This window comes from Streptomyces sp. NPDC006365 (assembly GCF_042870755.1).
Taxonomy (GTDB): Bacteria; Actinomycetota; Actinomycetes; order Streptomycetales; family Streptomycetaceae; genus Streptomyces; species Streptomyces xiangluensis.
Window position 1 is genome coordinate 12,296 of the sequence record NZ_JBIAHS010000037.1, and the last position, 19,621, is coordinate 31,916.

Below are 19,621 nucleotides of genomic sequence, written 5' to 3' on the forward strand. Positions count from 1 at the left end.
CCGGGCAGCCGGGGCCGCGCACATCGGTCGTCTCGCTCGAACGCACATCAGCCGATCGGTTGATACGGGACTACGACTCCGCAGGTCGGACCGGTCCTAGGACCACCGGAGGAGCTGAGGTCCGGCCGAAACTCGGTGGGCTGTGTCAGTGCCGATCCGTAGGCTCACTACTGATGGCCACTACACCCGCAGTCACCGATGACAAGGACCTCACGAACCCAGAGGACACGGCCCTGGCCGGTCGCCGCGACGGCGACCGTTCCGTCGTACGGATTCTGCTGCGCCTGTGGCCGTACGTACGGCCCGTGCGGGCGCGGCTGTTCACGGCGGCGTTCGTCGCGATCCTCGCCTCGTGTACGGGGCTGGTGATCCCGCTCGTCCTCAAGTGGATCGTGGACGGGCCGGTGGCCGACCGGGATCCGCGCGGGGTGTGGCTGGGGGCCCTGTCCCTGCTGCTGCTCGGGCTCGCCGAGGCGCTGCTGTTCGGGCTGCGGAGGTGGCTGGTGGCCCGGCCGCTGGCCGGTGTCGAGGCGTCGATGCGGGCGGCTCTGTACCGGCATCTGCAACGGCTGCCGGTCGCCTTCCACGACCGCTGGCCCTCGGGTCAGCTGCTGTCGCGGGGCACGACGGATCTGATGCTGCTGCGTATGTTCCTGGCCTTTCCGTTGACGTTCTTGCTGGTCAACAGCGTGACCATCGTCGTCGGCGTGCTCATCATGCTGGCGCAGGACTGGACGCTGGGGCTGGTGATCCTGGGGCCGGCCGTGCCCGTGATCGTCGTGTGCGCCGTCTTCGAGAAGCGGTACGCCACTGTGGCGCGGCTCGCGCAGGACCAGGTGGGTGACCTGACGACGGTCGTCGAGGAGAGTGTCCTCGGGATCAGGATCATCAAGGGTTTTGGGCGGCACCGCAGCCAGGCGCGGGCCTTCCGGGAACTGTCCGGGACCCTGCGCGGCACCGAGCTGCGCAAGGCCCGGCTGCTCGCCGCGATCTGGGCCGTCATCATGACGCTGCCCGAACTGGCCATCGGGGCGGCGCTGGTCCTCGGGACCGTGCAGGTCGCGGACGGGGCGCTGTCCGCGGGCACGCTCGTCGCCTTCCTCTCCACCGCGCTGGCGCTGCGCTGGCCGGTCGACTCCATCGGGTTCCTTCTGGCCATGACGCAGGAGGCGGCGACGGCGACGGAGCGGTACTTCGAGGTGATGGACGCGGAGCCGGAGAGCACGGGCAGGAGCACGGAGGACACGGGCAGCCGGGTGTCGCCCGAGGACACCGCCTCCGCCGAGAGCGCGGGCGGTCTCCGGTTCCACTCCGTGTCGTTCCGCTACCCCGACGCCCCCGCCGACGCTCCTCCCGTAATCGACCGGATCGACCTCCACATCCGGTCCGGCGAGTCCATGGCTCTCGTCGGCGCGACCGGGACGGGAAAGACCACTCTCACGGCCCTCGTCCCCCGTCTGCACGAGGTGACCTCGGGCCGGATCACGCTGGACGGCGAGGACATCACGGCGATGCCCCGCGAGGAGCTGCGATCCAAGGTCGCCGTGGCCTTCGAGGAGCCCACCCTGTTCTCGGCGTCCGTCGGGGAGAACGTCCTGATGGGCGCCCAACCCGAGGCGGGCGAACGGGAGCTGCAGCGCGCCCTGGCCATCGCCCAGGCCGACTTCACCCACGCCCTCCCGCACGGCACCGGCACCCAGGTCGGCGAGCAAGGCCTCAGCCTCTCCGGCGGTCAGCGTCAACGCCTCGCGCTGGCGAGGGCCGTCGTGGGCCGCCCCCGCTTCCTCGTCCTCGACGACCCGCTCTCCGCGCTGGACGTGCACACGGAGGCCGCGGTCGAGGCCGCCCTGCGCCGCGTACTCGCGGAGACGACCGCCCTGATCGTGGCGCACCGCCCGTCCACGGTCCTTCTCGCCGACCGCGTGGCCCTGCTCTCCGGCGGCCGGATCGCCGCGATCGGCACCCACCACGAACTGCTGCGCACGAACGCCGAGTACGCCCGTCTGATGTCCGGCGCGGAACACCCGGAAGCCGAACACCCGGAAGCGGACGGTGAGAGCGGCGCGTACGTCGAGACCGTCGCGGAAAAGGAGGCCCACCGATGACCGCGGCGCCCACGACCACCGCGCCGAGCCAGGAACCGCGTAAGGACCGGCCCGCCGGTGACCCCCCGGAGGCAGGCGACGCCTTCGACCGCGACGCCCTCCCCACCCCACCGGGCGCGACCGCCGCCCTCCTGCGCTCCCTGCTCGCCCCGATGAAGGCCCGCGTCGCCCTGACCTCCCTGCTGCTCCTGCTCCAGCAGGCGGCGGTGCAGGCGGGCCCGCTGCTCGTGGCGTACGCCATCGACCGTGCCGTCCCCGCATTCCGGGACGACCGGCACGGTCCGCTGATCGCGGTCGCGGTCGGGTATCTCCTGTGCGCGCTGGCCTCGGGCGGGCTCCAGTACGCGTTCATCACCGCGTCCGCGCGCGTCAACCAGGACGTGCTGCTCGACCTGCGCGGCCGGATCTTCCGCCACGCCCAAGCGCTGAGCATCGACTTCCACGAGCGCTACACCTCGGGCCGCATCATCTCCCGCTCCACCACGGACGTCGAGTCCCTGCGCGAGCTGCTCGACGAGGGTCTGCAGGAACTCATCACCGTCATCATCTCCTTCGTCTACATCTCGGCGATGCTGCTCTGGCTCGACCTGGGCCTCGGGGCGGTGGCCGTGGCGTCGTTCGCGCCGCTCTACCTGTTCATCCGCCAGTACCGTCGCCGCGCGGGCCGCGTCTACGCCATCCGCTCGACCGCGATCGCCGCCGTGATCGTGAAGTTCGCCGAGACGATGAACGGCATCCGGCCGGTGCGGGCGTTCCGCCGTGAGGACGCGAACGACAAGGAGTTCCGGGTCCTCAACCGCCGGCACGAGCGCAAGAACGGCGACGCTCTGCTGGAAATGGCCCGCTACGTCGTCAAGTCCCGGCTGGTCGCCAACACGACGGTCGCGGCGATCGTGCTCTGGGGCGCGTACCGGGTGGCATCTCAGTCGCTGGCGCTCGGCGTACTGGCAGCCGCGGTCCTCTATCTGCGCCGCCTGTACGACCCCATCGACCGGCTGGGCATGTTCCTCAACTCCTACCAGTCGGCCGCCGCCTCACTGGAGAAGATCGCGGGCCTGCTCGCCCAGACGCCCACGGTTCCGGAGCCCGCCGAGCCGAAGCCCCTGCCCGCACTCGCCTCGGCACAACCGGGCCGCGAGGTCGTCTTCGACGGCGTGCGGTTCGGCTACCGCACGGGCGGCGAGGTGCTGCCGCGCTTCGACCTGACGCTGCCCGCCGGGCAGACCGTCGCCGTGGTCGGCTCGACGGGCGCGGGCAAGTCGACGCTCGCCAAACTCCTGGCCCGCTTCTACGACCCCACGGCCGGCCGCATCCTCCTGGACGGCGTCGACCTGCGCGAGCTCGCGATGCCCGAACTGAGGCGCGGTGTGGTGATGGTGACCCAGGAGGCCTTCCTCTTCTCCGGCACGGTCGCCGAGAACATCGCCATCGGCCGCCCCGACGCCACCCGCGAGGAGATCGAGCGCGCCGCGAAGGCCCTCGGCGCCCATGACTTCATCAGCGCCCTGCCCGACGGCTACGACACCGACGTACGCAAGAGGGGCGGCCGTATCTCGGCAGGCCAGCGCCAACTCGTCGCGTTCGCCCGCGCGTTGCTCGCCGACCCGGCGGTCCTGATCCTCGACGAGGCGACCAGTTCCCTGGACATCCCCGGTGAACGGGCCGTCCAGCGCGCCATGTCGACCGTCCTGCGGGGCCGCACGGCGGTCGTCATCGCACACCGCCTGTCGACGGTGGAGATCGCCGACCGGGTGCTGGTGATGGAGCACGGACGGATCGTCGAGGACGGCTCGCCCGCCGGACTCGTCGCCGCGACCGGCAGGTTCGCGGATCTGCACCAGGCGTGGCGGGAGAGCTTGGTCTAGGGGCGCGCTCTGGCGACGTGGCATGTCAGCGGTCGGTTGACGGCCGTCGGTCGATGGGGAGGGTGGTCAACGGGTGGGGCAGATCGATGCGTACGGAAATCCGGGTACGCCCGACTGCCGAAGCGGCGGCCGGTATCTGTGGTGGCTGGTCAGGGCCCAGCCGGGCCGGTCCGCCGCCGGTGCGCTGCTGGGCAGCGTGTGGTTCGTGCTGATGGCGCTCGCGCCGTATCTGCTGGCCCGCGCGATCGACGACGGTCTGGAGCCGGGCGACCGGGCCGCGCTGATCGGCTGGTCCGCGGCCCTGCTCGGCATGGGGGCGTTCAACGCCTGGCTGAGCATCATGCGGCACCGCACCATGACCAGACTCCGGATGGACGCCAACTTCCGCACAGTGAAGGTCGTGGTCGGGCATGCGGTCCGGCTGGGTGCCGCACTGTCACGCCGGGTCGGGGCCGGGGAGGTCGTCACGATCGGCGTCGGCGACGTGCAGACGATCAGCGGCTCCCTGACCGTGGTCGGCCCCGGCGTCGGCGCACTCGTCGCCTACATGGTCGTCGCCGGGCTGCTGCTGACGCTCTCCCCCCTGCTGGCCGGAGTCGTCCTGCTCGGCATCCCGGTCATCGCCGTCATCGCAGGTCCGCTGCTCGGGCGGCTGCAGAGCACGGAGACCACGTACCGCGAACGGCAGAGCGTGCTGACGGCGCGCATCGGCGACCTCGCGAGCGGACTGCGCGTCCTCAACGGCCTGGGCGGCAAAGGGCTGGTCGCCGACGCCTTCCACCGGGACTCGCAACGGCTGCGGGCCCAGGGGTACCGGGTCGGGGCGGTGACCAGCTGGCTCCAGGCGCTGGGCATCGGACTGCCGACGGTGTTCCTCGCCGTGGTGACCTGGCTGGCGGCCCGGCTGGCCGCTCAAGGGCAGCTCACCGTGGGCGAGTTGGTGTCGGTGTACGGCTATGTCGCCGTCCTGGTGCCGATGGTGGCGTTCTTCGTGGAGTGCGGCTACGGCATCAGCCGAGGACTGGTGGCCGCGCGGCGCGTCGTAGCTTTCCTGCGACTGGAGCCGGCCGCCGACGACGGCACACGGGAGGCCCCCGCGGAGCCCTCGGTGCTGCACGACCCGGAGTCCGGATTGCGGGTGCTGCCCGGCCGGCTGACCGCGCTGGCCGGTGCCCGTCCCGCCGAGTCCGCGGCCGTGATCGACCGCCTCGGCCGGTACGCCGAGTCGGCTGCGACCTGGGGCGGCGTACGCCTCGACGAGATCCAACTGGCGCAGATCCGCGAGCGCATCCTGGTCGCGGACAACGAGGCGGACCTGTTCGCGGGCACGCTGCGGGAGCTGGTGTCCGGCAGCCGGGACCTCGCTGAGGAGGACATCTCCCGCGCCGTGCACGCGGCCGCGGCCGACGACATCGTCCAAGGCCTGCCCGACGGACTCGACTCGGCCGTCGACGCACAGGGCCGCAGCCTGTCCGGCGGCCAGCGGCAGCGCGTACGGCTCGTACGGGCGCTGCTGGCCGAGCCGGAAGTGCTGCTCGCCGTCGAACCCACCTCGGCACTCGACGCCCACACCGAGGCCGCCGTCGCGGACCGGCTGCGGGCCGGGCGCGCGGGCCGTACGACCGTGGTGACCAGCACCTCGCCGCTCGTACTGGACCGGGCGGACACCGTGTTCTACCTGGTCGAGGGCAAGGTCGTGGCCAGCGGGAGCCATCATCGGCTCCTCGACGAGGAGCCCGGATACCGGGCGCTGGTGGCTCGCGATGACGACGAGGAAGAGCACGACGACGGGGACTTTGTTGGGGAGGCGGACGCGGTCGCGGACGGGGATGTGGACGCGGGTGTGGGGGAGGCCGTTCGGTGACTTCAGTGGCTTCGGAGACCTCGGTTACGAAGCAGTCCTCCGGCCAACTGCCCGTCGCCGAACCGGCCGATGTGCGGCGGGCGGCGGAGCGGCTGATCCGGGCCGACGGGCGCGCCTTCGTCGCCGTGCTCGTCCTGAACGCGCTGGCCGCCGCCGTCGGACTCGTCGGCCCCTGGCTGCTCGGCCGCATCATCGACGAGGTCAGGGCGGGCGGTGGCGTGGATGTCGTGGACCGGCTGGCCCTCGCCATTCTGCTGTGCGCGCTGGCGCAGTTGCTGCTGGCCCGGTGGGCCCGCTATGTGGGGCACCGGTTCGGGGAGCGGACGCTGGCACGGGTGCGCGAGCAGTTCGTCGAGCGGGCCCTGTCGCTGCCCGCCTCGGTCGTGGAGCGGGCGGGCACGGGCGATCTGACCGCGCGCGGCACGGCTGATGTCGCCCAGGTGGGAACCACGCTGCGCGACGCCGGCCCCGAGTTGCTGATCTCCACGGTGCAGTGCCTGTTCATCCTCGGCGCGGTCTTCTTCCTCGATCCGCTGCTCGGTGCCTGTGCGGTGCTCGGTCAGATCGGCATCTGGTTCGTACTGCGCTGGTATCTGCGCCGGGCGCGCGCCGCGTATCTCGCCGAGGGGGCCGCCACCTCGGAGGTCGCCGAGATCGTGGCGGCCACCGCCGCGGGGGCCCGCACGGTCGAAGCCTTCGGGCTTCGGGGGCGGCGGATCGCGGCGAGCCGGGAGGCGCTCGAGACGTCCCGTCGCACCCGGATGTACACGCTGTACCTGCGCTCCGTGTTCTTCCTGGTCATGGAGTTCTCGTACGTCGTTCCCGTGGCCGGTGTGCTGCTGGCGGGCAGTGTCCTGCACGAGCGCGGACTGATGAGCCTGGGTGCGGTGATCGCGGCGGCGCTGTATCTGCGTCAGCTCGAGTCGCCGCTCGACACGATTCTGATGCGGGTCGAGCAGTTGCAGAGCAGTGGCGCGTCGTTCGCCCGCGTGGAGGGGCTGGGGCGGGCACCGCAGGCTTCGGCGGCGTCCTCCCCCACGCCGGAGGACGACCGGATCGATGTCACAGGGGTGCGGTACGCGTACGACCGCGGGGGCGAGGTACTGCGCGGAGTGGACCTGACGGTGCGGCCGGGGGAGCGGCTGGCGATCGTCGGTCCGTCCGGTGCGGGCAAGACCACGTTGAGCCGGCTGCTTGCGGGGATCGACGCGCCGAGTTCCGGGACGGTGACGGTGGGGCGGGTGCCGATCGCTGCGCTCGGGCCCGAGCAGTTGCGGCGGCAGGTTGTGCTGGTCACCCAGGAGCACCATGTGTTCCTGGGGACGGTCCGCGACAACCTGCTGATCGCCGAACCGTCAGCCGATGACGCCGAGTTGTGGGCGGCGCTTGCGGCGGTGGGCGCGGGCTGGGTCTCCGAGCTGGCCTCCGGCCTGGACACCGAGTTGGGGCCCGCCGGGCACCGTCCGGATGGGTCTCAGGCTCAGCAGCTGGCTCTGGCGCGGGTGGTATTGGCCGACCCGCACACGCTGATCCTCGACGAGGCGACAGCGCTTCTCGACCCGACCACGGCTCGCCATACGGAGCATGCGCTGGCGGCCGTGCTCGCTGGGCGCACGGTGATCGCGATCGCCCATCGTCTGCATACGGCCCATGACGCGGACCGGGTTGCGGTCATGGAGGCGGGGTGTCTGACGGAGGTGGGGACGCATGAGAGCTTGGTGGCGGCGGGTGGGGCGTATGCGGCGCTGTGGGGGTCTTGGCATGGACAGGTGTCCGGCGGTTGACGGCGCCTATGGGGGTGGGGGATTCCCCAAGCCCGCCCCTTCCCGAAACTGGGGCTGCGCCCCAGGCCCCTCGCCAGGGGGTGGGGGGAGACAGTCGTGTCGCGGCTGCGGGTGCGTTGTGGCTGGTCGCGCAGTTCCCCGCGCCCCTGAAAAGCCTGCGGCTCCACTCACCCTGACCACGACGTGCCCGCACCGGCCCACGGCCCCGACCCACCACGCACCCAGGGGCGCGGGGAACTGCGCGAGCAACCCCCACGCACCCGCAGCCGCCCATGAACCCAAACGAACCCCCCGCAGGCGAACGCGAACTCACTCCACCACCCGCAGCAACAGCACCGCCCGCCCCGGCACCAGAACCCCCGCCCCCGCCCGATGCACCACCCCCGGCGCCACCCCCTGCTCCTCCAGCGACGTATCGACCACGACCTCGTAGCTCTCCGCCCAAGGCGGCCCCGGGAGGACGAAGTCCACCGGGCGCTCCCCGGCGTGGAGGACCGCCAGGAAGCTGTCATCCGTGATCGGGACGCCCTGCGCATCCCGGCCGGGGATGTCCCGGCCGGAGAGATACAGGGCGACCGTCGCGGACGGCGCGTACCAGTCCCGCTCCGTCATCTCCGTGCCGTCGGCCGTGAACCAGGCCAAATCACGCAGTCCGTCCGCGGAATGGGCCCGGCCCGAGAAGAACGCCCGTCGCCGCAGCACCGGGTGCTCATGGCGCAGGGCGACCAGGCGGGACGTGAGGTCGAAGAGGGGCCGCCACTCGGGATCGTCCAGCAGAGCCCAGTCGACCCAGCTCAACTCGTTGTCCTGGCAGTACGCGTTGTTGTTGCCCCGCTGGGTCCGCCCCAACTCGTCGCCCGCGACCAGCATGGGCACGCCCGTCGAGAGCAGCAGAGTCGTCAGCAGGTTACGGAGCTGACGGCGCCGCAGCGCACGTATGGACGCGTCGTCCGTCTCGCCCTCCGCCCCGCAGTTCCAGGAACGGTTGTCGTCGGTGCCGTCCCGGTTCCCCTCGCCGTTCGCCGCGTTGTGCTTGTGCTCGTACGAGACCAGGTCGCGGAGGGTGAAGCCGTCGTGGGCGGTCACGAAGTTCACTGAGGCGTACGGACGGCGGCCTCCCCAGGCGTACAGGTCACTGGAGCCGGACAGGCGATACCCCAGGTCGCGTACGTCCGGCAGGGCGCCCCGCCAGAAGTCGCGTACCGCGTTGCGGTAGCGGTCGTTCCACTCCGTCCACAGAGGTGGGAACGCGCCTACCTGATAGCCGCCCGACCCCACGTCCCAGGGCTCCGCGATCAGCTTCACCCGGCGCAGGACCGGGTCCTGCGCGATGACCGCCAGGAACGGGGACAGCATGTCCACGTCGTGCATCGAGCGCGCCAGCGCCGCCGCCAGGTCGAAGCGGAAACCGTCCACGCCCATCTCCGTCACCCAGTAGCGGAGCGAGTCCGTGATCAGGCGCAGGACGTGCGGCTGGACGACGTGCAGGGTGTTGCCGCAGCCCGTGTAGTCCGCGTACCGGCGGGCGTCCTCCTGGAGTCGGTAGTAGCCGCGGTTGTCGATGCCGCGGAGCGACAGCGTCGGGCCCAGCTCGCTCGCCTCGGCCGTGTGGTTGTAGACCACGTCGAGGATGACCTCGATGCCGGCGGCGTGCAGCGCGCGCACCATGCGCCGGAACTCGCCGACCTGCTGGCCCCTCGTCCCGCAGGCCGCATACGCCGCGTGGGGGGCGAAGTAGCCGATGGAGTTGTAGCCCCAGTAGTTCTTCAGGCCCCGCCGCAGCAGGTGGTCCTCGTGTGCGAACTGGTGCACCGGGAGGAGCTCGATCGCCGTCACGCCCAGCTTCACCAGGTGCTCGATCGCCGCCGGGTGCGCCAACCCCGCGTACGTGCCCCGCAGTTCCGCGGGGATGTCCGGGTGCAGACGGGTGAAGCCGCGCACATGCACCTCGTAGATCACCGAATCCGCCCACGGCGTCTTCGGGCGGCGGTCGTCCGCCCATTCGTCGTCGGGTGCGTCATCGTGGACGACGACACCTTTCGGGACGTACGGCGCCGAGTCCCGGTCGTCGCGCACGGTGTCGGCGACCTGCTGCTGAGGCCAGTCGCGGACGTGCCCGTACACCTCCGGCGGCAGGCTGAAGTCTCCGTCCACGGCACGCGCGTACGGATCGAGGAGGAGCTTCGCCGGGTTCCAGCGGGCGCCTGTCCATGGATCCCAGCGGCCGTGCACACGGAAGCCGTACCGCTGCCCGGGCCGCACGCCCGGCACGAAACCGTGCCAGATCTCGTGGGTCAGTTCGGTGAGCGGCAGCCGCACCTCGGTGGTCTCGTCGCCCTCATCGTCGAAGAGGCACAGCTCTACCGACTCCGCGCCGCCCGCCCACAGTGCGAAGTTGGTGCCCGCGACACCGTCGGGGCCGACCCGGTAGCGCGCCCCCAACGGGGTCGGGGCACCGGGCCATACGGGCACGACGGGGGCCGTACGCGCCGCGCCGTTCACCACGGCGGACGGGGCACGCCCCTGTGGAGCGGAAACGGGCAGCCCGTTGGCAGGGGCGCGCTGCTCCTGCTGCTCGATCTCCTGCTCGGGTGCGCTCGACACCTGTTCAACCTCCAGCGGCTCGGTTGAACGGCGCCAAGAAGAGCTCACGGCGTCCCTGCCGTGGTGGCTCATCGTCGCGTCGTCCTTCCCACTGTTCTGCCCAGAGCGGGGCTCGCACTCACGTTTCCCCAGGACGGGACAGATCGTTGGGTGCACGTGATGGATGCACACAGGCGCGCGCGGCGCGCACGGACAGCACTGGCCGCCGTACTGACATGGGCAGCGCTGCTGGCCGTTGTCTCGGCCTGCACCTCCAACGGGCTCGACGGCATGCTCGGCAAGCCCCGCTCACCCGAGGAGGCGATCCACATCCGGCCGGCCGACGGCAGCAGGACCGTACGTCCTGGTCAGGAGCTGACGGTACGGGTGGCATTCGGGCGTCTGGAGTCCGTGAAGGTCGTCAAGTCCCGGGGCGCGCGGGAGTCCCTGGTCCCCGGGCGCATCGAAGCAGACGGCATGACCTGGCGGCCGGACGGCGACGGGAGACTGGAGCCGGCCGCCATGTACACCGTGGACGCGGTCGCCCTCGACGGGCACGGGCGGCGGCTGGTGCGGCATGCGACGTTCCGGACGTACGTCCTCGGCGAGCGGCTCATCGGACGAGTCATCCCCGAGCACCGGTCGACCGTCGGCACGGGAATGATCGTCTCGCTGGAGTTCAACCGCGAGGTCCAGAACCGGGCGGCCGTCGAGCGCGCGATCCACGTGCGGGCGCGTCCCGACGTCGAGATCCGCCCGCACTGGTTCGGCAGGAACCGGCTGGACTTCCGGCCCGAGAAGTACTGGAAGCCGGGTACGAAGGTCACCGTCGGCCTGCGGCTGCGGGACGTCGAGGCGGCGCCCGGCGTGTACGGGCTCCAGCACCGGACCTACTCCTTCACCGTCGGCCGCAGCCAGACCAGCCTCGTCGACGCCGCAGAACACACCATGCAGGTACGCCGCGACGGCGAACTCCTCGCCACGGTGCCGATCACGGCGGGCGCTCCCAAGACGACGACGTACAACGGGAAGATGGTGGTCACGGAGAAGCTCGAGGTGACCCGGATGAACGGCGCCACGGTCGGCTTCGAAGACGCCGACGGCAAGGGCGAGTACGACATCCCGGATGTCCCGCACGCGATGCGGCTCACCAACTCCGGGACCTTCCTGCACGGCAACTACTGGGCGCGGGGCGTGTTCGGCAACGCCAATGTCAGCCACGGTTGTGTGGGCCTGCGCGACGTGAAGGGCGGTAGTTCCGCGAGTCCGGCGGGCTGGTTCTTCGACCGCAGCCTGGTCGGTGACGTCGTCGAAGTCGTGCACAGCGACGACAAGAAGGTCGCGCCCGACAACGGGCTCGGGGGATGGAACATGGGATGGAAGGAGTGGAGGGAAGGCTCCGCCGTCAATTAGTCGGACATAGAGGGGACATAGAGCGGATATCGGGCGGGCATAGAACGAGCACGGGATGGGCTACCGGGGGGGTGAACGCGAGATCGTTTTCGGCTGAACTTGGGACCGAAAAGTGACAATTACGGGGAGCCACCGCCGCTGGTCATATGGTTAATTGGCGCGGGTCGCGCGTGCGACGCGCAGGAGTGCGGGCCTGGTTGACGGGCCGTGCGAGGGGAGAAGCAAGTTGAACATCGGGCGACCGATATCGGGGGCGTCGGTTGGCGCGCGGGGGCGTGGACGTACGGGGCGTACGGGGCTTCTGGCGCTGATACTCGGCGTGCTGCTGATCGCTGTGACGGCGTGCGGTGGCGGAGGCGGGTCCAGCTCGAAGCCGGGATCCGACGGCGACAAGAACGGGGGCAAGGGCGGCTCCGACCAGGCCGAGACCAGAACCTCGCAGGCCGTCGTGACCATAGCGCCCAAGGACGGCGCCGACGATGTGGACACCAACGGCGCTCTGAAGATATCCGCGGCCAAAGGCAAGCTGACCGAGGTCAAGGTCGAGGACACCAAGGGCAAGGCGGTCGAGGGCAAGATCACTGAGGGTGGGGCGAGTTGGACGCCCACCTACCACCTGGCGTCGGACACGAAGTACAAGGTCCAGGCGACGGCCAAGGACTCCGAGGGCCGCGAGTCGACCGAAGAGTCCAGCTTCACGACACTGACTCCGAAGAACACCTTCGTCGGCATCTTCACGCCCGAGGACGGTTCCAAGGTCGGCGTCGGAATGCCCTTCTCGCTCAACTTCACGCGGGGCATCACCAAGCCCGAGGACGTCGAGAAGGCCATCCGTATCAGGACGGAGCCCGCGGTGGAGGTCAAGGGCCACTGGTTCGGCAACGACCGGCTGGACTTCCGTCCGGAGAAATACTGGAAGCCCGGTACGAAGGTCACGGTGGACCTCGACCTCGACGGCGTGGAAGGCCGGCCCGGCGTCTACGGCGAGCAGGTCAAGACCGTGGAGTTCACGGTCGGCCGCAGCCAGATATCGACCGTGGACGTCAAGTCGAAGAAGATGACGGTCGAGCGTGACGGCAAGGTCATCAAGACCATCCCGGTCACGACGGGCAAGCCGGGTTACGAGACGTGGAACGGCCAGATGGTCATCAGCGAGCGCCTCGAAATGACCCGTATGAACGGCGAAACGGTCGGCTACGGCGGCGAGTACGACATCAAGGACGTCTCGCACGCTCAGCGGCTCTCGACCTCGGGCACCTTCATCCACGGCAACTACTGGGGCGGCGACGCCTTCGGCAACTACAACGCCAGCCATGGCTGCATCGGCCTGCGTGACCTGAAGGGCGGCAGCTCCGGGACTCCGGCGGGCTGGTTCTTCGACCGCTCGATGGTCGGCGACGTGGTGATCGTGAAGAACTCCAAGGACCGGATCATCGACCCGGACAACGGGCTCAACGGCTGGAACATGCCGTGGGACAAGTGGTGAGCGACTGTCGGTCGTAGGCCGAGAGGGTCCGGTGTGCTGCGACAGGCCCGGTGTGCTGTGACTGAGCACACCGGGCCGGTTTCGTTAGTGCCCGTTAACCTTCCCTCATGACTGTGCATCTCGAAGTCGCCGAAGGTGTCGGCACGATCCGCCTCGACCGTCCGCCCATGAACGCGCTGGACGTCGCCACACAGGACAGGCTCAAGGAGCTCGCGGAGGAGGCCACGCGTCGCGAGGACGTACGCGCGGTGGTGCTCTACGGCGGCGAGAAGGTGTTCGCGGCGGGCGCGGACATCAAGGAGATGCAGGCCATGGACCATACGGCGATGGTCGTACGCTCCCGTGACCTGCAGGACTCCTTCACCGCCGTGACCCGTATCCCCAAGCCGGTGGTGGCCGCGGTCACCGGGTACGCGCTGGGCGGGGGCTGCGAGTTGGCGCTCTGCGCGGACTACCGGATCGCCGCCGACAACGCGAAGCTGGGCCAGCCGGAGATCCTGCTCGGGCTGATCCCCGGGGCGGGAGGCACCCAGCGGCTGTCCCGGCTGATCGGGCCCTCGCGCGCCAAGGACCTCATCTTCACCGGCCGTATGGTCAGGGCCGACGAGGCGCTCACACTCGGCCTGGTGGACCGGGTGGTGCCCGCCGCCGAGGTGTACGAGCAGGCGCACGCGTGGGCCGCCAAGCTCGCGCAGGGGCCGGCGCTCGCGCTGCGCGCCGCCAAGGAGTCGGTGGACGTGGGGCTGGAGACGGATCTCGAGACCGGGCTCGCGGTGGAACGCAACTGGTTCGCGGGGCTGTTCGCGACGGAGGACCGGCAGCGGGGGATGCGGAGTTTTGTGGAGGAAGGACCGGGGAAGGCCAAGTTCCTCTGATCAACTTCCTCTGATCAACTTCCTCTGATCAACTTGCCCTGATCAACAGGAAGTTGACGTGCGTCTTACGTCGGTGTCCCCCGATGGGGCGGTTCATATGAGCCTTGAGTCGAACTCGAGGTCGCCTGGTCGGGGGCCGTCGGCGATTGCCCCCAAGAGGGCTTTCGTCGCAGGTCAATCGGTCTGCACCGCCTCGCGACTACCCGTGGCATATGCCTTACGAATGGCTTGGAACGGAGGGCTCCCGGGGGCGCATTCCCCTGGAACGGCCCCGAAAGCCGGGCTGGGCGGCCATGATGGGGTCATGGCGGGGCTGGAGGGTATGGAACAGCCGCGGCGGCACGCGAGTGCGACCGCGGCGCGTTGGTCACCCGGAGTCGAGGACGAACGCGCACTGAAGGCACTGGAGTTGTTCGGCAATCCGACGAAGGCCGAGGTTCCGTTGCCGTCCCGCCCCGAGTCGGCGGCCACCGCGCGCCGGCTGACCCAGGTGGTCGTCCTGCGCGAGTGGGGACTCTCCCCGAAGATCGCTGAGGATGCCGTACTCCTGGTCTCCGAACTCGTCGGCAACGCCGTACGCCACACCGGTGCCCGCGTGTTCGGCCTCCGCATGCGCAGCCGCCGCGGCTGGATCCGCATCGAGGTCCGCGACCCCTCCCGAGGCCTCCCCTGCCTCATGCCAGTCCGGGACCTGGACGTCAGCGGGCGAGGTCTGACCCTCGTCGACAAACTCTCCGACCGCTGGGGAGTCGACCTGCTGCCTCGCGGCAAGACGACGTGGTTCGAGATCCGGGTGACCAGCGACCACCACTGACGAGGGCGGCACGGGCGCCTGCCGGGTTCACTGTGTGACGAGCAGCGCCTCAGCGCCCACCGGGCGGAACCCGGCCGCCTGGAACGCCCGTACGCTCCGGGCGTTGCCGGCGGCCAGCTGCGCCCAGACGGGCTCGCCCCCACTCAGTTGCCGCGCCGCCGCGGCGAGCGCCCGCCCCACCCCTTGGTGCCGTACCCCCTCGTCCACCTCGACCGCGACCTCCAGCCGCCCCGCCACCCCACGCCCCACGACGAGTACGCCACCGTCGACGGCCCATACACGCACCGCGTCGCGCTGCTTGCGGGCGCGGGCGACCCGGGGGTGGTCGGGGTCGCGGAGCTCGGACAGTGCGAGCGACGGCGGACCCGGCACGGGCGTCGCAACGGTCAGCAGATCGACGGTGTCCGTCGTACGCCCCGTACGGTCCATGAACGCCGCCAGGAACCGCGGATTCATGGCCGCCGCGAGGGCGTCGCACTCCAGGGACCGCAGCTGCGCACGCACCCACTCCGGATCCTCGTCCGTGAAGACGACGGAGTGCGCGGTGAAGGCGATGACGCCCGCATCCCGCCGACCATGCTGTGGCACGACGGTGACACCACCGTCGGGAGGCAGGAACTCCCCACGGGCCGCGGCGTCGAGAATGTCCCGCAGGGTGTCAGGCATGAGGTCCCCTCTCACCGGCTTGAGTCTCCACCCACTGGAAGGCCCAGACTTCACGACATGATCGACGACGGCACCCGGCTGCTCACCATCGGGCAGCTGTCCCGGAACACCGGCCTGTCGGTGCGCACCATCCGCTACTGGTCGGATGCGGGCGTCCTGCCACCGGTGACCCGCTCGTCCGGCGGCTACCGACTGTACGACGCCGCCGCCGTGGCCCGTCTCGAACTCGTCCGTACATTACGGGAGTTGGGCCTTGGCCTGGATGACGTACGTCGGGTGATGGCCGGCGAGACGACAGTCGCGGAGGTGGCGGCCACGCATGTGGCGGCGCTTGACGCGCAGATCCGGTCTCTGAAGGTGACCCGGGCGGTGCTGTCGACTGTGGCGCGACGCGGCTCAACCGCGGAGGAGATGACCCTGATGAACAAGCTGGCGCGGCTGTCGGCCGCCGAGCGGAGACGCATCATCGACGACTTCATGGAAGAGACCTTCGGAGGGCTCGACACCGCGGACCCCGACATCCGTACGCGGATGCGGTTCGGACTCGCCGACCTGCCAGACGATCCCACGTCCGAGCAGGTGGACGCCTGGGTCGAACTCGCCGAACTGATGCAGAACCCGGCCTTCCGCGCGCGTATGCGGAAGATGATCGAGTTCAACGCGGTGGACCGAGGGCCGGACGCCCCGTCCGGTACGTCCCTGTGGTTCATGAGCCGCTTGGTGCAGCTTGCGAGCGAGGCGCGGGAACGGGGCATCGCGCCCGAGTCGCCGCAGGCCGAGGAGGTGCTGGGACAACTGCTCGGCGCCGCGGACCGGGCCGCCGTACTGGAACGCATGGAGTCCGCGACGCATACCGAAATGGCCCGCTTCCGGGAGTTGACGGCCCGCGTACGCGGAACCGGGCCGCTGCCCGCGCACCGCGAGGAGTTCGCCTGGGCGGTCGCCGCGCTCCGTTCCCGACCCGACGGATAATCTGACCCCCGACAGCAAGGCATGGTTGACAGCGACACAGCACGAAGGGGCGGACCCGGTGGCGGACATCGAGGAAGCACGTAAGCAGTTCCAGCGGATTGACACGGATGGTGATGGCTTCGTCACCGCCGCCGAGTTCAAGACCGCCCTGGCCCAAGGCGGCGACTGGAACGTCACCGAGTCTGTGGCGGAGTCCGTGATCGCCGACCGGGACCTCAACGGCGACAAGCTTCTCTCGTTCGACGAGTTCTGGAACTACCTGGGCAAGTGAGCCGAGGATGAGGGGGGCGCCCGGCAACTGGGCGCCCCTTCGTCATGTCCGGCGCCGGATCCTCGTCCATCGCGACCCCGAACGGGCCACCCGCCGCGCGATCAACTGCGGCGAACACAAGCCCGCAACTGAGTACTCACCTGTCAATGCAATGGGTGCTCCACGGCCCTACTGCAAGCCGTGCAACGCCGAGCGAGTCCGCCTCGACAACTGCCGCGTGACCAAGGATTTCATCGACTTGCTGAGAGGGTTTCAGCAGGATAGATGCGCGGTTTGCGGGACAGCCGACTCGGGCAGGCGGGACATGGAAATCGACCACGACCATGCGTGTTGCTCGGGTGTGCGAAGCTGCGGTGAGTGCGCGCGAGGCCTCATCTGCAACAACTGCAATTTCCACGCCCTTGGGTGGTACGAGGCTTTTCCGCCCGCGTTTCGGACCTTCGACCTGTTGAACGCATATCTCACGGACCCGCCGGCCAGGCGACTCCGGTCGGAACTGGCTGCCTCGGTGAGGCGCTAGAAGGTCAGGCGTTCTCGGCCCACTGTCGCAACGCTGCCTTGCTCGCGAAGTCCGCCACGTTCTTGTCGATCGGGTCGCTGGTGTATTGGTGGAAGCGCCACTTCGCCTTGATGCGGGGTTTGCCGGCAGTTACGTAGTCCGCGATCCAAAGTCCGTCGCCGCAGTACGACGTACTGTCGACGGTGAGCCAGTAGTGCCTGTTGCAGTACAGAATCACCCGATGGTTCGGCCTGAGCTCCTTCACCTTCCGGATGAAGCGGTCCTTCTCCGAGTTGCTGGCATGCGTGCCCTCGCTCGTCGTTTCCCAATCGACGGCGAGAATGTCGCCCGCTCTTTCCGGTGCCTTGCTGACGAAGTACTCGGCCTGGGCCGTGAGGTTGCCCGGCCAGAGGAAGTGGTAGAAGCCGACCACGCAGTCGGCGTCGCGGGCGGTCTTCGTCTGGGCGCCGAGTTTGGGGTTGACGTACGAACGGCCCTCCGTCGCCTTGACGAAGACGAAGGACAAGCCATCGGTGTCGTACGAGGATGACTGGTAGGAACTGACATCGATGCCGCGCAGCATGGGGGGATCCTCCGTGCGATGGGGGGAGAGGGAAGTGGGGAGAGAGCAGTGGGGGCCAGGAAAGCCACAACTACCTGGCGTTTTTCCCTTACTTCAGCCGCCCCACCCTCGCATGGATGTTCTGTCGAACGCAGCCGCAAAGCCTGAACTGCCCACGCACCGGCCGATGAAGGGACGTAACCGTGGCTCAGCGGTCAACCGAGGACGATCCCATTGCCCCCAAGCCCGCCCGCGAATCCATGACCCGGCTGGTCGCCGCCGTTATCGTCCACGACAAGGCCACCAAGCGCGTCGTCCTCCTCCAGCGCGGCCAGAACGCCAAGTTCGCCCAGGGCATGTGGGACCTGCCAGTTGGCAAGAGAGAACCCGGCGAACCCATCACCGAAACCGCTGTACGCGAGCTCTACGAGGAAACCGGCCTGACGGTGAAGCCAGAGTCTCTGAAGGTCGCTCACATCATCCACTGCGCCTGGGGCGTCGAAGCCCCCAATGGCTTCCTCACGGTCGTTTTCGCCGCCCACGAATGGTCCGGCGAACTCGAAAACCGAGAACCGCGCAAGCACGCCCAGGTCCGCTGGGTTGACGTCGAGGCCATCCCCGACGAGTTCGTGGCGTCCACCGCAAGTGCCCTCCACTGCTACCTCAAGGGTGGCCCTCAGGTGTTCCTGAACGGCTGGAAGTAGGAAGGGCTTCCGCGCCAGGCGGTGCCTTGCTTGAGCGGAGGCCGTGCCCGGATTCATCGCGCCGGCCGCCTGCCGTGGCAGGCGGCCGGTAGGTCCTTCGCGGCGGGCTCGCCCAGGTGGGAGGCGGCCCTCCACCATGCGGTGGTCACCGCGGTGCGGGCCCGTGCCGTCCGTACGATGTGGTCGCCGGTCAGCTTCAGCGGCGCGCCCACGTGCACGTGCAGGTTCGGCCGGCGCAGGGGTGCTGTGACCAGGCCGGCGAGCTGCTTGATGGCGCTGCCCGAGGTGACCCGGCGGGCGCCGGCCTGGCCCACGGGTACGACGGGGGCGCCGGTGCGCTCGGCGAGCCGGGCCAGGCCGCTGTGGAAGGTGCCGGGTGCCGCTTCCGCAGCGTCCTTGCGGCGGGGCAAACCTCCCTCGGCGTAGATGAGGACCAGCCGTCCCTGCTCCAGGGCTTCTGCCGCAACGTCCAGCGCGGCCGCGGCGCGCTGGTCTCGGCGGAAGACGGGGATGTGTCCTTCGCGGGCGAGAACGCGCCCCAGCAGCGGGACGCGCCATAGTCCTGCGGAAGCCATGACAACCGGCTCAGCGCCGAGGCGGTGCAGGGCGGCGACCACGACGGCGGGGTCGGCGAGGGAAGTGTGGTTGGCGGCGATGATGCTGCCCGGCGCGAGTTCGGCGCCGGGGTCGGTGGTCACCGACAGTCGGCCGACGGTGGGCACCAGGATGTCGGCGATGCGGCTGAGCATGAGCATGCTCCCGGTCTCGTCAATGTTGATCTTCATCGTCGCGGGCAGGCGCCGACGAGGCCTGAGTCGCCGTACTCATGTGCCATGAGGCGTTGTTCGATCGCGTGGAGGTGAGATACCCACGCCGCTGTCCTGCCGCAGCAGAGCGGTGAAGCTGAGCGCAGGCCGATCCGGAAGGTGCAGGGGAGGGCGGGATCAGGGCGCCGGCCGCCTGCCGCGGCAGGCCTGAGTGTTCACGGTTGGCGGTCACGGGCAGTCGGTGCGCGTACGTCCTGTCGGTGTGCGCGTCTCGTCAGCACTCGATGATGTTCACCGCGAGGCCCCCGCGGGCGGTCTCCTTGTACTTGACCGACATGTCGGCGCCGGTGTCCTTCATGGTCTTGATGACCTTGTCGAGGGACACCTTGTG

The 19,621-nt window shown here is 69.7% G+C and carries 17 protein-coding genes; 12 read left to right on the top strand and 5 right to left on the bottom strand.

Annotation, left to right across the window (positions count from 1 at the left end; genetic code table 11):
- Positions 1-173: 173 nt before the first annotated feature.
- The 4 genes from ACFYO0_RS46015 (at position 174) to ACFYO0_RS46030 (ending at position 7,618) form a co-directional block, all read left to right on the top strand.
- Positions 174-2,105, top strand: a complete 1,932-nt coding sequence (locus ACFYO0_RS46015; protein WP_388688321.1) for an ABC transporter ATP-binding protein — start codon at positions 174-176, stop codon at positions 2,103-2,105.
- Complete coding sequence (locus ACFYO0_RS46020) at positions 2,102-3,970, top strand: ABC transporter ATP-binding protein (protein ID WP_388688324.1); 1,869 nt, start codon at positions 2,102-2,104, stop codon at positions 3,968-3,970. Before ACFYO0_RS46015 ends, ACFYO0_RS46020 begins: the two co-directional genes overlap by 4 nt.
- A 73-nt stretch (positions 3,971-4,043) precedes the next feature.
- On the top strand, positions 4,044-5,834 hold the full coding sequence (locus tag ACFYO0_RS46025; protein WP_388688326.1) for an ABC transporter transmembrane domain-containing protein: 1,791 nt from the start codon (positions 4,044-4,046) through the stop codon (positions 5,832-5,834).
- A gap of 5 nt (positions 5,835-5,839) precedes the next feature.
- Entirely contained in the window at positions 5,840-7,618 is a 1,779-nt protein-coding gene (locus ACFYO0_RS46030) for an ABC transporter ATP-binding protein (protein WP_388688329.1), read from the top strand.
- A gap of 309 nt (positions 7,619-7,927) precedes the next feature.
- Here the strand turns inward: ACFYO0_RS46030 and glgX are convergent, their stop codons facing one another.
- Entirely contained in the window at positions 7,928-10,222 is a 2,295-nt protein-coding gene (gene glgX, locus ACFYO0_RS46035; protein ID WP_388688332.1) for a glycogen debranching protein GlgX, read from the bottom strand.
- 159 nt (positions 10,223-10,381) lie between these two features.
- Here glgX and ACFYO0_RS46040 point away from each other — a divergent pair, with 159 nt between their 5' ends.
- From ACFYO0_RS46040 to ACFYO0_RS46055, 4 genes are all read left to right on the top strand, one after another.
- A complete protein-coding gene (locus ACFYO0_RS46040; RefSeq protein ID WP_388688334.1) occupies positions 10,382-11,614 on the top strand; it encodes an Ig-like domain-containing protein in 1,233 nt (410 codons plus the stop codon).
- Between the two features lie 226 nt (positions 11,615-11,840).
- Entirely contained in the window at positions 11,841-13,100 is a 1,260-nt protein-coding gene (locus tag ACFYO0_RS46045) for an Ig-like domain-containing protein (protein ID WP_388688337.1), read from the top strand.
- Between the two features lie 107 nt (positions 13,101-13,207).
- Complete coding sequence (locus tag ACFYO0_RS46050; protein WP_388688339.1) at positions 13,208-13,975, top strand: enoyl-CoA hydratase/isomerase family protein; 768 nt, start codon at positions 13,208-13,210, stop codon at positions 13,973-13,975.
- A gap of 223 nt (positions 13,976-14,198) precedes the next feature.
- A complete protein-coding gene (locus ACFYO0_RS46055; RefSeq protein WP_388688342.1) occupies positions 14,199-14,789 on the top strand; it encodes an ATP-binding protein in 591 nt (196 codons plus the stop codon).
- Positions 14,790-14,816: 27 nt separating this feature from the next.
- Here ACFYO0_RS46055 and ACFYO0_RS46060 read toward each other — a convergent pair whose 3' ends face one another.
- Entirely contained in the window at positions 14,817-15,455 is a 639-nt protein-coding gene (locus tag ACFYO0_RS46060) for a GNAT family N-acetyltransferase (protein ID WP_388688344.1), read from the bottom strand.
- A 57-nt stretch (positions 15,456-15,512) separates the two neighbouring features.
- On the opposite strand from ACFYO0_RS46060, the gene ACFYO0_RS46065 reads away from it, so the two are divergent.
- From ACFYO0_RS46065 to ACFYO0_RS46075, 3 genes are all read left to right on the top strand, one after another.
- Entirely contained in the window at positions 15,513-16,427 is a 915-nt protein-coding gene (locus ACFYO0_RS46065; RefSeq protein WP_388688346.1) for a MerR family transcriptional regulator, read from the top strand.
- 58 nt (positions 16,428-16,485) lie between these two features.
- Positions 16,486-16,698 (top strand): EF-hand domain-containing protein, encoded by a 213-nt coding sequence (locus tag ACFYO0_RS46070; RefSeq protein ID WP_388688351.1) that lies wholly within the window; start codon positions 16,486-16,488, stop codon positions 16,696-16,698.
- 151 nt (positions 16,699-16,849) lie between these two features.
- Positions 16,850-17,218, top strand: coding sequence for an endonuclease domain-containing protein (locus ACFYO0_RS46075; RefSeq protein WP_388688354.1), 369 nt, complete (start codon positions 16,850-16,852; stop codon positions 17,216-17,218).
- 4 nt (positions 17,219-17,222) lie between these two features.
- Here ACFYO0_RS46075 and ACFYO0_RS46080 read toward each other — a convergent pair whose 3' ends face one another.
- Complete coding sequence (locus ACFYO0_RS46080; protein ID WP_388688348.1) at positions 17,223-17,780, bottom strand: glycoside hydrolase family 25 protein; 558 nt, start codon at positions 17,778-17,780, stop codon at positions 17,223-17,225.
- Between the two features lie 239 nt (positions 17,781-18,019).
- Here ACFYO0_RS46080 and ACFYO0_RS46085 point away from each other — a divergent pair, with 239 nt between their 5' ends.
- On the top strand, positions 18,020-18,463 hold the full coding sequence (locus ACFYO0_RS46085) for an NUDIX domain-containing protein (RefSeq protein ID WP_388688356.1): 444 nt from the start codon (positions 18,020-18,022) through the stop codon (positions 18,461-18,463).
- A 53-nt stretch (positions 18,464-18,516) separates the two neighbouring features.
- On the opposite strand, the gene ACFYO0_RS46090 is transcribed toward ACFYO0_RS46085, so the two are convergent.
- Together ACFYO0_RS46090 and ACFYO0_RS46095 are read right to left on the bottom strand one after the other, a co-directional pair.
- Complete coding sequence (locus ACFYO0_RS46090) at positions 18,517-19,212, bottom strand: lysophospholipid acyltransferase family protein (RefSeq protein WP_388688359.1); 696 nt, start codon at positions 19,210-19,212, stop codon at positions 18,517-18,519.
- A 292-nt stretch (positions 19,213-19,504) separates the two neighbouring features.
- Positions 19,505-19,621: L-serine ammonia-lyase, iron-sulfur-dependent, subunit alpha (locus tag ACFYO0_RS46095; RefSeq protein ID WP_346139133.1), on the bottom strand; the 117-nt coding region annotated here is incomplete at its 5' end.